This is a genomic window from Williamsia sp. M5A3_1d, from assembly GCF_053345315.1.
Map to the genome: position 1 here is coordinate 774154 of NZ_JBKEZX010000001.1, position 16535 is coordinate 790688.

The 16535-nt window shown below is 68.6% G+C and carries 14 protein-coding genes and 1 pseudogene; 8 read left to right on the forward strand and 7 right to left on the reverse strand.

Annotated elements, in window-relative coordinates:
• Window positions 1–39: 39 nt before the first annotated feature.
• The 4 genes from ACLBW1_RS03670 (at window position 40) to ACLBW1_RS03685 (ending at window position 6437) form a co-directional block, all read left to right on the forward strand.
• A complete protein-coding gene (locus ACLBW1_RS03670; RefSeq protein ID WP_447810146.1) occupies window positions 40–1863 on the forward strand; it encodes a phosphoenolpyruvate carboxykinase (GTP) in 1824 nt (607 codons plus the stop codon).
• Window positions 1864–1946: 83 nt separating this feature from the next.
• Window positions 1947–3044 carry an esterase-like activity of phytase family protein gene (locus ACLBW1_RS03675; protein WP_447810147.1) on the forward strand — a complete coding sequence of 366 codons (1098 nt, stop codon included), beginning with the start codon at window positions 1947–1949 and terminating at the stop codon, window positions 3042–3044.
• 88 nt (window positions 3045–3132) lie between these two features.
• Window positions 3133–3888: an ABC transporter ATP-binding protein gene (locus tag ACLBW1_RS03680; RefSeq protein ID WP_447810148.1), complete on the forward strand. Its 756-nt coding sequence runs from the start codon at window positions 3133–3135 to the stop codon at window positions 3886–3888.
• Entirely contained in the window at window positions 3885–6437 is a 2553-nt protein-coding gene (locus ACLBW1_RS03685; protein ID WP_447810150.1) for an ABC transporter permease, read from the forward strand. Before ACLBW1_RS03680 ends, ACLBW1_RS03685 begins: the two co-directional genes overlap by 4 nt.
• A gap of 6 nt (window positions 6438–6443) precedes the next feature.
• Here ACLBW1_RS03685 and ACLBW1_RS03690 read toward each other — a convergent pair whose 3' ends face one another.
• The gene (locus ACLBW1_RS03690) at window positions 6444–6932 is read right to left on the reverse strand and encodes a PaaI family thioesterase (RefSeq protein WP_447810151.1); all 489 of its coding nucleotides are present in this window, start codon (window positions 6930–6932) and stop codon (window positions 6444–6446) included.
• Window positions 6929–7453 carry a winged helix-turn-helix transcriptional regulator gene (locus tag ACLBW1_RS03695; protein WP_447810153.1) on the reverse strand — a complete coding sequence of 175 codons (525 nt, stop codon included), beginning with the start codon at window positions 7451–7453 and terminating at the stop codon, window positions 6929–6931. The genes ACLBW1_RS03690 and ACLBW1_RS03695 overlap by 4 nt, the downstream gene beginning before the upstream one ends.
• 97 nt (window positions 7454–7550) lie before the next feature.
• On the opposite strand from ACLBW1_RS03695, the gene ACLBW1_RS03700 reads away from it, so the two are divergent.
• Together ACLBW1_RS03700 and ACLBW1_RS03705 are read left to right on the forward strand one after the other, a co-directional pair.
• Entirely contained in the window at window positions 7551–8687 is a 1137-nt protein-coding gene (locus ACLBW1_RS03700) for an epoxide hydrolase family protein (RefSeq protein WP_447811130.1), read from the forward strand.
• Between the two features lie 43 nt (window positions 8688–8730).
• On the forward strand, window positions 8731–9477 hold the full coding sequence (locus ACLBW1_RS03705; protein ID WP_447810155.1) for a hypothetical protein: 747 nt from the start codon (window positions 8731–8733) through the stop codon (window positions 9475–9477).
• Window positions 9478–9486: 9 nt separating this feature from the next.
• On the opposite strand, the gene ACLBW1_RS03710 is transcribed toward ACLBW1_RS03705, so the two are convergent.
• Both ACLBW1_RS03710 and ACLBW1_RS03715 read right to left on the reverse strand, forming a co-directional pair.
• Window positions 9487–10812: a DUF222 domain-containing protein gene (locus ACLBW1_RS03710; protein ID WP_447810156.1), complete on the reverse strand. Its 1326-nt coding sequence runs from the start codon at window positions 10810–10812 to the stop codon at window positions 9487–9489.
• A gap of 135 nt (window positions 10813–10947) precedes the next feature.
• The gene (locus ACLBW1_RS03715; protein WP_447810157.1) at window positions 10948–11760 is read right to left on the reverse strand and encodes an SDR family NAD(P)-dependent oxidoreductase; all 813 of its coding nucleotides are present in this window, start codon (window positions 11758–11760) and stop codon (window positions 10948–10950) included.
• Window positions 11761–11866: 106 nt separating this feature from the next.
• Here ACLBW1_RS03715 and ACLBW1_RS03720 point away from each other — a divergent pair, with 106 nt between their 5' ends.
• Entirely contained in the window at window positions 11867–12370 is a 504-nt protein-coding gene (locus ACLBW1_RS03720; RefSeq protein ID WP_447810159.1) for a MarR family winged helix-turn-helix transcriptional regulator, read from the forward strand.
• A gap of 4 nt (window positions 12371–12374) precedes the next feature.
• Here ACLBW1_RS03720 and ACLBW1_RS03725 read toward each other — a convergent pair whose 3' ends face one another.
• Window positions 12375–13133, reverse strand: coding sequence for a class I SAM-dependent methyltransferase (locus ACLBW1_RS03725; RefSeq protein WP_447810160.1), 759 nt, complete (start codon window positions 13131–13133; stop codon window positions 12375–12377).
• A gap of 33 nt (window positions 13134–13166) precedes the next feature.
• Between ACLBW1_RS03725 and ACLBW1_RS03730 the strand changes: the two genes are divergently transcribed.
• Window positions 13167–14399 (forward strand): glycosyltransferase family 4 protein, encoded by a 1233-nt coding sequence (locus ACLBW1_RS03730; RefSeq protein ID WP_447810161.1) that lies wholly within the window; start codon window positions 13167–13169, stop codon window positions 14397–14399.
• On the opposite strand, the pseudogene ACLBW1_RS03735 reads toward ACLBW1_RS03730, so the two are convergent.
• Window positions 14336–14803, reverse strand: a pseudogene (locus tag ACLBW1_RS03735) (nuclear transport factor 2 family protein); the annotation flags it as partial. The gene ACLBW1_RS03730 and the pseudogene ACLBW1_RS03735 overlap by 64 nt on opposite strands.
• The gene (locus tag ACLBW1_RS03740) at window positions 14755–16527 is read right to left on the reverse strand and encodes a hypothetical protein (protein WP_447810162.1); all 1773 of its coding nucleotides are present in this window, start codon (window positions 16525–16527) and stop codon (window positions 14755–14757) included. The gene ACLBW1_RS03740 and the pseudogene ACLBW1_RS03735, both read right to left, overlap by 49 nt.
• Window positions 16528–16535: the final 8 nt, after the last annotated feature.

Genomic DNA, 16535 nt, shown 5'->3' on the forward strand with positions numbered 1-16535 from the left:
GCGGACCCCATGCCGGACGGCCACGCAGGAGATGCACAGATGACCTCAGCGACCATCCCCGGTCTGGATCCCGACAACGCCCCCACCCGGCACGCCGAGCTCCTGGCCTGGATCGCCGAGATCGCCGAGCTCACCCAGCCCGATCGCGTCGAGTGGTCCGACGGCAGCGACGAGGAGTGGACGCGGCTGACCGATCACCTGGTCGCCGCGGGCACCATCGTGAAGCTCAACGAGGAGAAGAAGCCCAACTCCTACCTCGCGACCTCCGATCCCGCCGACGTCGCCCGCGTGGAGTCGCGCACCTACATCTGTTCGAAGAACGAGATCGACGCCGGCCCCACCAACAACTGGGTCGACCCATCGGAGATGCGCGCCACGATGACGCAGCTGTACCGCGGCTGCATGCGCGGCCGCACGATGTACGTCATCCCGTTCTGCATGGGCCCGCTCGGCGCCGACGATCCCAAGCTCGGTGTCGAGATCACCGACTCGGAGTACGTGGTGCTGTCGATGCGGATCATGACCCGCGTCGGCCCGAAGGTCGTGGAGCTGCTCGGCGACGACCGCTTCTTCGTCAAGGCGCTGCACTCGCTGGGCGCGCCGCTGGCCGAGGGTGAGGCCGACGTCCCCTGGCCCTGCAACACCACGAAGTACATCACCCACTTCCCCGAGGACCGCGAGATCTGGTCGTTCGGATCGGGCTACGGCGGCAACGCGCTGCTGGGCAAGAAGTGCTATTCGCTGCGCATCGCCTCGGCGATGGCTCACGACGAGGGCTGGCTGGCCGAGCACATGCTGATCCTCAAGCTGATCAGCCCGGAGGAGAAGGCCTACTACTTCGCCGCTGCGTTCCCGAGCGCATGTGGCAAGACCAACCTCGCGATGATCCAGCCCACCATCCCGGGCTGGCGCGCCGAGACCCTCGGCGACGACATCGCCTGGATGCGTTTCGGCGACGACGGCCGCCTCTACGCGGTGAACCCCGAGTTCGGGTTCTTCGGTGTGGCGCCGGGTACCAACTGGTCGTCGAACCCCAATGCGATGAAGACCGTCGAGGCCGGCAACACGATGTACACCAACGTCGCCCGCACCGACGACGGCGACATCTGGTGGGAGGGTCTCGAAGGCGAGCACGACCACCTCATCGACTGGCAGGGCAACGACTGGACACCCGAGTCGGGAACGCCCGCCGCCCACCCGAACTCGCGTTACTGCACCCCGATGAGCCAGTGCCCGATCATGGCGCCGGAGTGGGACGATCCGCAGGGCGTGCCGATCTCGGGCATCCTGTTCGGTGGTCGCCGCAAGACCACCGTCCCGCTGGTGACCGAAGCCCGCAGCTGGCAGCACGGCGTGTTCATGGGCGCCACCGTCGGCTCCGAGCAGACCGCCGCCGCCGAGGGCACCGTCGGCACCATCCGCCGCGACCCGATGGCCATGCTGCCGTTCCTCGGCTACAACGTGGGCGACTACCTGCAGCACTGGATCGACCTCGGCAAGAACGCCGACGAGTCGAAGCTGCCGAAGGTGTTCTACGTCAACTGGTTCCGTCGCGGCGACGACAAGCGCTTCCTGTGGCCCGGATTCGGTGAGAACAGCCGCGTGCTGAAGTGGATCGTCGAGCGTATCGAGGGCACCGCCGACGGCGTCGAGACACCCATCGGCATCGTCGCGACACCCGAGGCGCTCGATCTCGACGGTCTCGACGCCGCACCCGAGGATGTCGCGGAATCGCTCGCGGTGGACCTCGACGAGTGGCGCGGCGAGATCCCCTCGATCGAGGAGTGGTTCGAGTTCGTCGGCGAGAAGCTCCCGACCGGGATCGCCGACGAGTTCGCCGCGCTCAAGCAGCGCCTGGGCTGATCGATCACTTTTCGATCTCGTATCAGGCCTGTGCTGTCGTTGGCCTGGTGTGCTTCGCAACGCTGCCGGTAGCATCTCGCCTCATGGGTCTCAGCCGTATCGGCGCACGTCGTTCCTCGTTCGGTGTCCTCCTGCTGAGCGCCGCGGTCGCGGTCGGCACGGCGGTCGCGGCACCGTCCTCGGCGGCCCCGCAGCTGCGCGGTCCGTCGGCGCGCTACGTCGACACGATGACCGTGCCTGACAACTTCATCCCGTTCCCCGCCCGCTTCGGCGGACTGTCGGGGATCGACAACATCGGCGGCGGCAACTACGTCGCGGTCAGCGACGACAAGGTCCAGTACGGCGCCACGCGGTACTACCAGTTCGGCCTGCCGATCACCTCCGACGGCATGTTCGCCTCGGCCACCCCGCAGATCAACGGCGGCGGCACCATCCTGGGCCCCGGCAACGCGCCGATCCTGCCCGGCGGCGCCGATCTCGAGGGCATCCGCAAGCTCGGTGGCGATCTCGTGGTCTCGAGCGAGGGCGCACGTCCATTCGTGCGGGTGGTCACCCCGCCCGGGCTGTTCGTACGCGATCTGCCGATCCCGCGCGCCTACCTCCCCGGTAGGTCCTCGGGTCTCGCCGTCAACGACGGCTTCGAGGGACTCGCGGTGACCCCGGGTGGCTCCATCGCGTTGATGACCGAGCAGGCACTGCGCCAGGACGGTCCCGCACCCACCAAGGCCGCCGGTACCCGATCGCGTCTGCTCGTCTACGGCGCCCGTGGCGGCACCAACGAATACGTCTACCGCACCGAACCGCTGGCGCGGAACGCGAGCAACCGTGCGACCAAGGGCGTCTCGGAGATCCTGGCGGTCAACGCGACCGACTTCCTCGTCCTCGAGCGTGGATTCGATCCCGCGACCGGCCGCAACGACATCAAGGTGTTCTTCTCCACCACCCGCGGCGCGACCTCGGTGACCGGGGTCGACCGACTCTCCGGTCGCGAGACGGTGATGCCCAAGACACTGGTGTACGACTTCGCGTCGGTGCCGCTGCTGCGCCCGGACAACGTGGAGGGCATGGCCTTCGGCCCGCGTCTGTCCGACAACCGTCGTGCGCTGATCCTCATCAGCGACGACAACTTCAACAACCCGACACAGCACACCAAGTTGCACCTGCTGGCGCTACGGTTCTGATCCTGACGTCGCGGCGGCGCTGAGACGTCGCTCACGTCATCCTCTCGACCGATGACCCTCGGTCCGCACGATGTGGATGATGGTCTGCATGAGCGTCCGAACAGAAGACAGTGCGCGAGAGCAGATCGCGGCACAGGCCACCGACGTGACCAAGACCTACGGGTCGGGTGACACCACGGTCGAGGCCCTGCGCGGAGTGTCACTGTCGTTCCGGTCGGGCGAGTTCACCGCGATCATGGGCCCGTCTGGATCGGGCAAGTCGACACTGATGCACTGCCTCGCCGGCCTCGACTCGGTGAGCGGCGGCTCGGTCACGATCGGCGACACCGATCTCACGACCCTGGGCGACAAGGAGATGACCCGATTGCGTCGTGACCGCATCGGGTTCGTGTTCCAGTCCTACAACCTGGTGCCCACGCTCACCGCACGCGAGAACATCACGCTCCCGCTCGACATCGCCGGCCGCACCCCCGACCAGCAGTGGTTCGACACCGTCGTCGAACGCCTCGGCATCGGCGAACGTCTCGGTCACCGACCCAGCGAGCTCTCCGGCGGCCAGCAGCAGCGGGTGGCGTGTGCGCGTGCTCTGGTAGGCCAACCGGCGATCATCTTCGGCGACGAGCCGACCGGAAACCTCGACTCGCGTTCGTCGGGTGAGGTGATGAGCATCCTGCGCGCCGCGGTCGACGAGTTTGGACAGACCGTCGTCATCGTGACCCACGACCCGCGTGCCGCGAGCTGGGCGGACCGTGTCGTGTTCCTCGCCGACGGTCGCATCGTCGAGGAGCTGCACAAGCCGTCGGCCGACGACGTGTACGCCTATATGAAGAACCTCGACGCATGAGTTCGGCGTCCACCATGCGCCGGGTCTCGCTGCGGAACCTGGCCGCGCACAAGGTCCGCCTCGTGCTCACGGTGCTCTCGGTGGTCCTCGGTACGTCGTTCGTGGCGGGATCGATCATCTTCACCGGGACCATCTCGACGGCGTTCGACAACATCTTCGACAAGGTGGCACTCGGGGTCGACACCCGATTGAGCCCGGCCGAGTCGAGGGCGTCGGGGGTCGACACCGCCGTCCTCGACCGCCTGGAGGCCGAGAAGTCACAACTGGGCATCAGCAAGATCGTCCCGCGCTACTCGGCCACGGTCACCATCGCCAAGGCCGACGGCACCGCCCTGCAGACCGGTGGCGCACCCAGTGTCGGGACGGCCTTCACGCCACCCGCAGAGGCGTTGTCGACGTCGGAGTCGGTGCTCGAGCCGGGCGGGCGCGCACCGGTCGGCACCGGTGAGATCGCCCTGAACGCCAGCGCCGCGAAAGAGGCCGGACTACGGGTCGGCTCGACGACCACGCTGGTGGTCAGCCGCGGTGCGGCCACACCGATGAAGGTCACCGTCGTCGGCATCGTCGACCTCCCGCAGGAAACCGGCGGATTCGTCAACGTGCAGGTACAGGAATCGGTTGCCCGGCAACTGTTCTCCGACAACGATCGACCGGCCTACATCGAGATGGCGGCCGCACCGGGCGTGAGCGCGACGACCCTCACCGACCGGGTGCAGGCCGCCTTCGGCGACGGTTACAAGGCCCAGACAGGGGCGCAGGTACGGCAGGAGGAGAAGGACCGGGTCAACCAGTTCCTCGACGTCTTCAACTACATCCTGCTGGCGTTCGCGGCGATCGGGCTCATCGTCGGCACGTTCATCATCTACAACACGTTCGCGATGATCATCGCTCAGCGGGTGCGTGAACTCGCGTTGCTGCGCGCGATCGGGGCCGGGCGCGGGCAGATCACGCGGTCGGTGCTTCTCGAGGCGTTCGTGGTCGGACTGTTCGGCGGTCTCGTGGGCCTCGGCGTCGGTGTCGGGTTGGCGGCCATCCTCAAGGCCGTCACCACCTCCACCTCGGGACTGCCCAGTGCGCCACTGGAACTCACTCCCAGCGCGGTGATCGCGTGTATGGCCGTGGGCATCGTCGTGACGATGATCAGCGCCTATGCCCCGGCGCGGCGTGCGGGGCAGGTGTCGCCGGTGGAGGCGATGCGCGAGAGCGCCACCGACGGGGCGTCGTCGCTGCGGAAGCGCACGCTGATCGGCGCGATCATCGGTGTCGTCGGCGTCGCGGTGATCGGCATCGGGACCTCGGGGCAGGGCGCGGCGTACGCATCGACCGTCGGTGGTGGCGCGCTGCTCATGATCATCGCGGTCGTCCTGTTCGCGCCGGCGCTGTCGCGACCGGTGGTCGATGCTCTCGGACGAGTGCTCGGTGCCCCGTTCGGCAAGATCGGTCGGCTCGCTCGCACCAACGCGGTGCGTAACCCGAGGCGCACGGCGGCAACGGCTTTCGCACTCACCCTCGGGCTGATGCTCGTGGCCGTGGTCGGGACGTTCGGATCGAGTCTGAAGGGGTCCATCGACACCGCCATCAACAAGAACCTGTCGGCCGACCTCGTGCTCGCCACATCGGATCAGGGTTCCCTGCCGACATCGGTGGTGACCGCGGCGAGCAAGGCGCAGGGCGTCGGCACCGCGGTGTCGTTCAGGATCGTCGCGGCCAAGGTCGACGGCCAGGCGGTCAACGGCATCTCGCCGACCGGTGACCTCGGCGCTGTCACGCCGTACGAGATGCTCGACGGTGCATCGAAATCGATCCCGTCGGACGGGATGATCGTCTCGGAGAAGACCAGTGAGCAGAAGGGTTGGAAGCGCGGTGACGTGCTGACGTTCACCGGCTACGACGGGGCGACGGTGCCGGTCACGGTGTCCGGGATCTACAAGGACTCGCAGATCCTCGATCCCTGGCAGATGGGGGAGGGGGCCTACGAGAAGCTCGTCCCCGCCGGATATCGGTCGGACCTGCTGGTGCTGGTGAAGGCCGCGCCGGGCACATCGGTCGACGCCCTCCGGACCGAGTTGACCGCGGCGACCAAGGATTTCCTGACCGTGCAGGTCGAGGACCGCGCGCAGTTCGTCGGGCAGGCGTCGTCGCAGATCGACCAGATGCTGGCCGTGCTCTACGGGATGCTCGGGCTGGCCCTGGTGATCGCGGTGCTCGGCATCATCAACACGCTGGCGTTGTCGGTGATCGAACGCAAACGCGAGATCGGGATGCTCCGTGCCATCGGCATGGCGCGCGCCCAGGTCCGGCGGACCATCTACGTGGAGTCGGTGTTGATCGCGATCTTCGGTGCGGTGCTCGGGGTCATCCTGGGCAGCGGTATCGGCATCGCGCTGGTGCGCACCTTCAAGGACCTGGGCATCACCACCGCCGTGCTGCCCTACAGCCTCATCGGGATCACTCTTGTGGCCGCGGCATTCGTCGGTGTGCTGGCCGCACTGTGGCCGGCGGTGCGCGCGGCACGCACCAATCCGCTCGAGGCGATCACCGACGCCTGATCGCCGTCAGGGCCGCAGGATGATGCAACTGCTGGTGGCCGAGGCGAGCAGCCGTCCGTCGCGATCGTGGATCTCGGCTTGCGCCAGCGCTGTTCGGCGACCGGCGTGGACGACCGTTCCGGTGCAGGTGATCTCGCCGGTGTCGGCGCGAATGCCGCGCAGATACTTCACCGAGAGGTCGAGGCTGGTGTAGCCGACACCTTCGTCGAGCAGGGTGTGCACGGCGCATGCGGCCGCCGAGTCGAGCAGGGTGGCGATGATCCCGCCGTGTACCGAGCCGATGGGGTTGTAGTGGTATTCGGCGGGTTCGAGGGTGAAGACGACGCGGCCCGATTCGGCCGAGATCAGCCGTGCATTGGTGAGATTCATGATCGGCGGCGCGGGCACATCGCCGCAGGCCACCGCCTGCATGAACTGCAGCCCAGTCCTTCCGGCGGCGGCTGACGCCGTGGCCATGGGGTCGTCCCAGGTGATCGTGCGGGTGCGTTCGGTCATCGGTGATCCTCGGTGTGGTCGGGGTGGGTGGTGTCGGGTGCGGGGCCTACGGCGAGCGCTGTGTCGTGTCGGGGGACGAGGTGGCCGTCGGTGCAGCGCATCTCGGCGCGCACGGTGGCCCCACAACGGCGATGGACGGTGTGCAGCGGAGGGGTGGTATCCGCGAACTCCCAGCGATCGCCCCAGTCACGCAGCGCGGAGAGCACTACACGCAGTTCGCCACCCTTGCGGGTGAGTCGGTACTCCTGTCGTTCCCGTTGTCCCGGTTCGCGATACGGGCGGCGTTCGAGGATGCCGGCCTCGGTCAACTCGCCGAGTCGTTTCGCAGCGGCCGATTCCGACACCCCGACCCGTTCGGCGAAGTCGTCGAAGCGGCGGGTGCCGAAGAACGCCTCGCGCAGCAGTAGCAGCGTGATCCGATTGCCGATGACATCGAGAGTGCGGGCGATCGAGCAGTCCTCGTTCGCGAGGGTCCATTCGCTGCGGTCGGGCAGCAGGTCGGGCGGCGGATGCATGGCCATGGCACCAGGCTATCAGCGCTGGCTTTGCAGTCGAGAAGCCAGTCGATGGGGGCACACTGGAGCGGTGACTTCTGACGACCGCCGTCCATCTGAGTCGATCACCCCGTTTCGCATCGAGATCGCCCAGGAACAGCTCGACGATCTCGCCGACCGGATCGCGCGCACCCGATGGGCCGAGCCGGAGACCGTCGACGACATCTCCCAGGGGGTGCGTGAGGGGTTCCTGCGCGCGCTCGTCGCGCACTGGGCCGATGGCTACGACTGGCGCCGACTCGAGCGCCGGCTCAACAACCTGCCACAGTTCCGCGTCGAGCTCGACGGTGGCGGGCGCGACAGCCTGCGGATCCACGTGATCCACGTGCGATCGTCGCGGCCCGACGCGACACCCCTGCTGCTGACCCACGGGTGGCCCGGCTCGGTGTGTGAGTTCCTCGACGTCATCGCGCCGCTGACCGAGCCGCCGGCCGACGAGCCTGCGTTTCACGTGGTGATCCCCGCACTGCCCGGGTTCGGTTTCAGCGACAAACCGGTGGCGTCGGGCTGGGGGATCGAGCGGATCGCCGACGCCTGGGCGCAGCTGATGGCCCGTCTCGGGTACGAGCGCTATGCCGCGCAGGGCGGTGACTGGGGTTCGATCGTGACCAGCAGCCTCGCCGAGCGCGCCGCCGAGCACGTCGTCGGAATCCACCTGAACATGCCGCTCGCGCCGCCGGATCCGGACGACGAACCGACCGCGCAGGAAGCCCAGATCCTCGCCGACGCCGCGGATCACCGGCGGTATCGCACCGGGTATCAGAAACAGCAGTCGACGCGGCCGCAGACGCTGGGGTACGCCCTCGTCGACTCCCCGGTCGGGCAGGCGGCGTGGATCGTCGAGAAGTTTTGGGAGTGGACCGATCACGACGGCGACCTGTCGTCGATCCTGACCTACGATCAGCTGCTCGACGAGGTGATGATGTATTGGTTGCCCGCCGCGGGCGCGTCGTCGGCGCGGATCTACTGGGAGGCCGCCCACCATCCGACGTGGCCCGACATCACTGTGCCCGTGGGACTCACGTTGTTCCCGAAGGAACTGTCCCGCACGTCGCGCCGGTGGGCGGTGAAGCGGTACCCGACGCTGGGGTACTTCCACGAGCTCGATCGCGGTGGCCACTTCGCCGCACTCGAACAGCCCGAGCTCTTCGTGTCCGAGGTGCGGGCGTGGTTCGCGACGCTGGGAACGGGCAGACTGTGAGGGCGATCCGGCAGCGCGTCGGTGAGATGAGAAAGGCCGCGAGATGACCGAGCGACCCGGTGGCGAGCAGGATCCCGGAGCGGGCGATCAGTGGCGTCCGGTCGATCCGGTGGGTCAGAACCCGCCCACCCAGGCCTTCGACCCCGACCAGGCTCCGTATACGCAGGGCCCGTACCCGCACGATCCCTACGCGCGACCCCACTACGGGCAGCAGCCTCAGTACGGCGGGCCCCAGTACGCCCAGCCGGGGTACGGCCAGGATCCGTATGCGCAGCCCCAGTACGGCGAGACACCGCCGGGCGGCGGCAATTCGAACCGGACGCTGTGGTTGATCGCGGCCGTGGTGGCGCTGCTCGTGGTGGTGGCCTTGGTGGCCGGGTACTTCCTGGTGAGCAACAGCGGTGATGACGGCGACAACGATCTGGCGGCGTCGAGCAGTACATCGGTCACCGCGCCGGACGATTCGCTGATCCCTGATCTGCCGGGCGGTGCGATTCCCACGGAGGAGCCGCCGACGTCGGCGACCCCGACCGCGGGGCAGATCTTGTACCAGATCACCGGCAACGGGCAGGTTCTCGGATTGACCTATTCGGCTGGTCAGACGTTCAAGATCACCCCGCGACTGATCACCCCGCCGTGGTCGGTGGCCGTCGATGTCGGGGTCACGCCGTCGCTGACAGCGGTGGTTCTCCAGGGCCAACTGACGTGCACGATCAGTCGTGACGGCAAGGTGCTGAACACCTCGACGTCGTCGACCGGTCTACTGCGCTGCGAGGCGCCGGCGAGCTGACCTGAGAGGTCAGGCCGCGGCGTCGAGCAACGCTCGAAGGTGCCGTTCGATGACGCTCACAGGTTGATCGTGGTGGCCCGGTGGCGCGGGTGCTCGCGAGGCATGGCTGTGCCCGGTGGGTGTGGTGATGGTCGCGGTGTGTCTCGCGATGTCGGTGCCGTCGCGGGTGATGACCCGCCATCCGGGGTTCTGTTTGGCGCGGTTGTGGGCCAGGCACATGCCGCCGCCATTGCCTGCCGAGGTGGCGCCGCCGTTGGCGTGGGGGTCGGCGTGGTCGTATTCGGCGATCGGAGCGTCGCAATAGGGGATCCAGCACGTCTGGTCACGCAGGTCGAAGAACGTCTTGAGGCCGGTCGGGAAGAGACGTGCTGTCGACTCCATCGCCATCAAGGCTCCGCTGGACGGTGCAGCGTAGATACGCCGCAGCGTGGACGCGGTGTCGGCGTCGAGCGCGGTGTTCACCATCGCTCGCGCGGTGTCAGCGGGGATCGGTCCGTAGCCGGTGACGTGCGCGGCGGCGGTGCTGTTCCCGAGCAGCACCTCATCGGAGAGGACAAGATTCACCGCGATGGGCATCGCCTCCGCCGTGGCGGCACCGGTCACGCGTTCGACCAACGCATCGGCCATGACCTGGGCGTGGGTGCGGTCATCGCCACCGACAGTCGCGTCAGCGTGCTTCTTCAGCGAGGCGTACACCGAGATCCCCGAGGTCAGGGGCAGCAACGCCGACAGGCGCACCATGCCGTCGGGTGCGGGACGGGTGCTGACCCTACGGTCGGACTTCGCCAGTGCGTGGCGGTCGACGACGGCCTGTGGGTCGAGTTCGTAGGCGAGGCGTTTGACCTCGGCATCCAACGCGCGGTCACCCACTCCCTCCAACGTCGAGAGGTCGGCGCAGAGACGTCGGTCGATCTCGCCGCGGTCACGTGGGGTGAGGTGTGCGGTCTCGCGCACCAGGATCGTCGCCCGCCACTCCGTCAGTGCCCCTGATGCCAACGCGGCGCGGGTGTGGGGCATCTCGCGCATCAACGCACGAGCGAACCCGAGATACCGACCACCGGCAGACCCCGACGCTTTACGCGCCAATGCGACCTCGGCCGCCAACCCACGGCCCTGCCTCGCTACAGGAACACCCGTGGCGGACTCGGCCTCGACACGGAGTTCTTCGAGTCGCGTGGTCTCGACTGCCTGTGCTGCAGCGCATCCCGACTTGATCGCCTCGAGAAGACTGATCCGATCGATTGCCGCGGCCTCGGAATCAGCGGCGTCGAGATCACCGAGAGACGACAGGAATGACTGCAGCGCAACCACTCCTGCGTCTTGCGTGGTGTTCATGATCCCCCCGAATCGTCCCCGAATACATGTTCGAGTATAGCGGCACGGTCCGACAATGGGGTGTGCGATTGCGTGGCCTGTGGACAACTGTCGCCTCAAAGATGTCTTGTCAGAGGCGATTCACCATCGAAGCGATCACCCGCCGAACCGTAGGTCGGGTGCGATGGCCGCCCATTCGTCCAGGGCACCGAGCTGCCCGACGAGCTTCGCGCGGATGCGTGTCAAGGCCTCCGGCCCCAAGGGCAGTCGCAGCGGCGGGTTGGGGCCGGTCACCGCATCGACGATGGCCTCGGCAGCCGCGGCAGGGTCGTTCGGCTGCTTGCCGTCCTGGGCGCGAAAACTGTCTCGCAGATCTCCGCCGACGGTTCCCGCGTACGCGGGATGTGGCGTGGTCGTGCGCAGTGACTTTCCGGCGAACTCGGTGCGGAACGGGCCTGGTTCGACGATTGTCACGCCGATCCCGAAGCCTGCGACCTCGCCGGCGAGAGCCTCCGACATGCCCTCGAGTGCGAACTTTGTGCTGGCGTATGCGGCGTGCCCGGGATTGCCGACGACGCCACCCACCGACGACATCTGGACGATGTGCCCGCCGCCTTGCCGTCGCATGTGGGGTAGCGCTGCTCGGGTCACGCGCCAGGCGCCCAGCAGGTTTGTCTCGAGTATTGCGTACAGGTCGGCGTCGGTCACCTCCTCGGTCGCGCCGACGAGTCCGTGGCCTGCGTTGTTGACCATCACGTCGATCCGCCCGTGGCGGTCCGCGGCTTTGGCCACGGCCTGCTCGACCTGATCGGCATCGGTGACGTCGAGGGTGTCGTGATGCGGAAAATCTGCCACGTCGTCGCGGTGACGCGCGGTCGCCACCACCACGAAACCCCGCTTCTGAGCTGCGAGGGATATCGCGCGTCCGAACCCGGTGCTCGCGCCCGTCACGAACCACACTGCTGACATCAGTACCTCCCGTGGGGTTATCTTGAGTTTCAAGGTAAATATATCTTGAGTGTCAAGATGATGGGAGCGACCAGTGGACTCGGTGTCGGCAGGTATCGACGCGTGGATGGCTCAGATGCAGTCCGCGGATCGAGCAGTGGAGGAGATGCGGCAACGCATCGGGCGGATGTCTCGCCTGTTCGACCGTCTGCTCGATCAGGTTGCGGCGAGCCGTGACATCAGCAGGGCCGACTGGGCCGCGCTGGCGGTGATCGTTCGCCTTGGGAACTCGTGTACTCCGACGCAACTGGCGGAGGCCCTCGAACTGACGTCGGGAACCGTCAGTACCCGTATCAGGCGTCTGACCGACGCTGGTCTGGTGGAGATGGATTCCGGTGCAATCGATTCCAGGCGTCGGCCGATCCGGACGACCGCAGTCGGCAGCGACCTGTGGCGGATGGCCACGGCCGCACGGACGGAGTACGAGTCACGTCTCGTCAGAGCCGCCCTCGACGATCGTGAGCTGACATCGCTGAATGCGGGACTTTCCGCGGTGCTCGGGGCGCTGGAAGCCGAACTGGGACGGAGCGGGATGTTCGACCTCCCCGAGGATGGTGTGTCCGAGCGCTAGTCGATCAGTGTCGCCGGAAGACGAGAACCAGGTTGCTACCGAGGAGTTCGCGGAGACCGGGTACGCGCATGACCCACCACATCCAGCGGGGCAGGTATCGGGGGAACGCCGCGACGAGGGTGGCGGTGTCGGCGGGAACGGTTGCGGCCCAACGGAGTCCGTCGGCGGCGGTGACGCGGAAGAGACTGGTGCCGTAGAGGTTCTTCGGCGGATGGCCGTGGCGGCGGGTGTAGAGACGCGCGGCGCGGGCGCCTCCGAGGTAGTGGGTGAGCCCCATCTCGTGGCCGCCGAACGGGCCGTACCAGAGGGTGTAGCTGAGGATCACGGTTCCGCCGGGTCGGGTGACACGCAGCATCTCCGCGCCCATGCGCCACGGATCACGGACGTGTTCGGCGACGTTCGAGGAGAAGCAGACGTCGAACGCGCCGTCGGCGAACGGCAGGTCCATCCCGGAGGCGCGCACCGTCGCGCGGTGCGGCAGGGCGGCGGCGTGCAGTTCGGCCGGGTCGGGCTCGGCGCTCACGTAGCGCGCGCCGAGGGCGCGGAACCCGTCGGCGAAATAGCCGGGTCCGCCACCGACGTCGAGGATCACCGCGCCGTCGAGCTCGCCGTGGTGGTCGGCCACGAGGTCCACCGAGTCGCGGGCCAGCGCGGAGTAGAAGCGGTCGGGCTCGGTCTGCTCGTACCGGAAGTCGTTCAGCAGTCCGGCGGCGCGACGCAGGGTCGCGCGACGGGCGAACGGGGACCGGAGCGGGGCGGACACGTCAGAACCCTAACGACCGATACCCTCGCAGACGTGTCCAGCCACTCCGCGTCCCTGCCCGCAGAGGTGCTGCTGCTGTGTTGGCGCGACAGCGACCACCCCCAGGGTGGCGGTAGCGAGCGGTACCTCGAACGCGTCGGGGCGGAGTTCGCACGTCGCGGTGTGCGGGTCACGCTGCGCACCGCCGGATACCCGGGCGCCGCGCGCACCGAGATCCGCGATGGCATCACCATCTCGCGCGGCGGGGGCCGGTTGTCGGTGTACCCGCGCGCGCTCGGCGCGATGATCGCGGGGCGCTTCGGCCTCGGGCCGCTCGCGGGCCTCGCGCCCGACGCCGTCATCGACACCCAGAACGGCATTCCCTTCTTCGCGGCCGCCGTCACCCGCGCACCGGTCGTGGTGCTGGTGCACCACTGCCACCGCGCACAGTGGCCCGTCGCGGGACGGCTGCTCGGGGCTGTCGGCTGGCTCATCGAGTCGCGCATCTCGCCGCGGATCCATCGACGCAGGCAGTACCTCACCGTCTCCGATCCCTCCGCGGCCGATCTGCACGCCCTCGGCGTCGAGCCCGGCCGGGTGGCCATCGTGCGCGCGGGCGCCGATCCGGTGCCACACACCGCACCGCTACCCGCCGATCCCGACCACCATCGTCTCGTGGTGCTGTCGCGACTCGTGCCGCACAAGCAGATCGAGGACGCGCTCGCGGTGGTGGCGAATCTGCGCGGACGCGACGTCGCCGTCCACCTCGACATCGTCGGCGACGGATGGTGGGGAAATCGTCTGCGCGAGAGAGCCGACGAGCTGGACATCGCCGACCACGTCACTTTCCACGGGCACGTCGACGAGGCGACCAAACATCAACTCCTGGCGCGCGCCGAGATCCACCTCATGCCCTCCCGCACCGAGGGGTGGGGTCTCGCGGTCATCGAGGCGGCCCAGCACTCTGTTCCGACCATCGGCTACCGCACGTCGCGCGGGCTCACCGATTCGGTGATCGACGGTGTCACGGGTCTCCTGGTCGACGGCTTCGACGACGAGAACCGATCCGTCGAACTGGCGGGCGCCACAGCGGAACTCCTCGCCGACCCCGACCGCCGCCGCGCACTGGGCAAGGCGGGACGTCAGCGGGTGTCGGGCTGGACGTGGTCGGCCACCGCCGACGCCGTGGGTGCCGTGGTGTCGGCGGCGGCATCGGGCAGGCATATCGCCGGGCCGGTGGTGAGCCCGAAACTCGGGACGTCGGCCAACGAGACCGTCGCCTCGTAGGTCCGCTCGTAACCGGTCGAGCTGATGCGCCAGCCGTCGTCGGTGCGGCGGTAGGTGTCGGTGTAGACGGCGGCACCGAACAGCATGAACTGCGCACTCGGGGCGATCACCCTGTCCTGGAGATACCAGTGCGCGGTCGCGGTGTCGCCGCCCGGATCGATGTCGATCTCGGGGTGCCCCACGTGGTGTTCGGTGATGATCTCGGCCGTGCCGAGCGAGGTGCGCATGAAGTCGACGAGCCGCTCGCGGGATTCGAAGGTGAGCGACGTCCCGTACGCGCCGGTCACATCCTCGGTCAGCGTGGCCTCGAATTCGTCCCAGCGCTTGGTGTCGAGGGTGCGCAGGTACCGGTACTTCAGTCGGCAGATCGCGGCGACGTCGGCGGCGGTGTCGGTGCTGTCCATGCCCCCCATGAGAACAGCGAACGCCCCCGGCGCGGGGCCAGTCGGCCGAACCTGGACGAGCGCGCCAGTGCCGCGCCGAACCCGCCGACGATCACGGCCAGCCAGATGAGATGGGCCACCCACGACACCACCCGGTCGGTGGTCGACGCCCGCACCACGACGGGGTCGGCCACGCGGTACAGCGTGAGCAGCTCACCGCGGTAGACCACCGGCAACGACCGCAGCGTCGGCCCCGCGGGCGCCGCCGGCCCGGATTCGACCAGCACCCAGCCGACCCCGAGCCCCGCCAGCTCCGACGGAGGTCCTCCGCGTGCGAGGACCGCATCGGCGCGGGCGGCCCGAGAACTCGACGCGGTGTCGACCGCCCGGCCGTCGACGAAGAGTTCCCCGGTGGCGAGCACGGGCGCGCGCAGCAAACGGGCCGTGGGATCGAGTGACACGACGCCGTCGGTGAACGCGAATCGCCGATTCGACCCGGGCGGCAACACGGCGACGTCGCCCGCATCGGCGGGCACCAGGTCGGCCACGGCGGCGAAATCCCTCGGCAACGACACCGTGCGCACCTCACCGCCCACGCCCCAGGCCAGATCGGGCAGCGGCGCGATCGCGAGCACCGCGACGATCACCGCGGCCAGCCCCCGGGGCACCACACGGCCGATCACCTGCACCGCGCCGGCCGCCGCGATCGAATAGAACGGCACCAGCAGCGCCACGAACTTCGAGGTGTCGCGCAGCAGCCCGGCGCCGGGGACGGTGTCGACGAGCCCACGCAGCACCGCCTGACCGGGCGCGGTGGCCGCCAGCGCGACGAGTGCCCACGCGGCCACCGCCACCGTTGCGGTGACGCCGATCAACCGCACCCGTCGCCACCGTCGTCGCAGCGCGACACAACCGAGCGCGACGACGGCCAGCAGACACAGCGTCGCGACGGGAGCCCACACGCCGGTGCGACTCGACGGCACCGCGTCGGCGTTCCAGATCCCGCCCAGACCGGCGAGCGTCCCGAGGGTGCCGAGTCCGGTCTCGGCCCGCGCGGCGAAGGCGGCGACGGCCGCGGTGTCGGAGGTGACCGGGGCGTTCGACAGCGCAGCGGCGACCGTCCACGGCAGGCTCGTCACCACCGCGATCACCGCCACACCGCCGCACGCGCGCGGTCGCGGTGCGGCCACGGCGAGGGCGGCGACGACGGCTAGCACCCATCCCGTGGGGGTGAACCCGGCGACGGCGACCCACGCGGCCAGACTCGTCCACGCCCCCGCGTTCGGCCGGAGTCGACATTCGTGCGCCGCCAGGATCACCCAGCCGAGCGCGCCGTAGCCGAGCAGCAGACTCCATTGCCCCTGCAGAAGACGTTCGGCGACAAACGGATTCCAGATCCCGATCACCGCGGCGGCGATCATCCCGGGTGTCCGTGCGGCCGGGACCACCCGGCCGGCGAGGCGACCGAGCCCGACACCGGCGAGGACCAGCGCGACGAACGTGAGTGCCACGACGACCGCGGAGCCGTCCACCGCTCGACTCGCGACCGCGATCAACCAGTCCTGCGGAACCGCCCGGGCGGGTGTGTCGCCGAGTCCGAGCGCGGTGTCGGTGACGAAGCTGCGCGGTGTCGAGACCGCGTCGCGGTAGAGCAGCTCACCCCCGGCGAACTGGGGACCGACGACGGCCGCCGACAGGGCCGCGCTCGTGACCCACAGCGTCGCCCGAGCTCCGCCGCGGTTCATGGGTCACG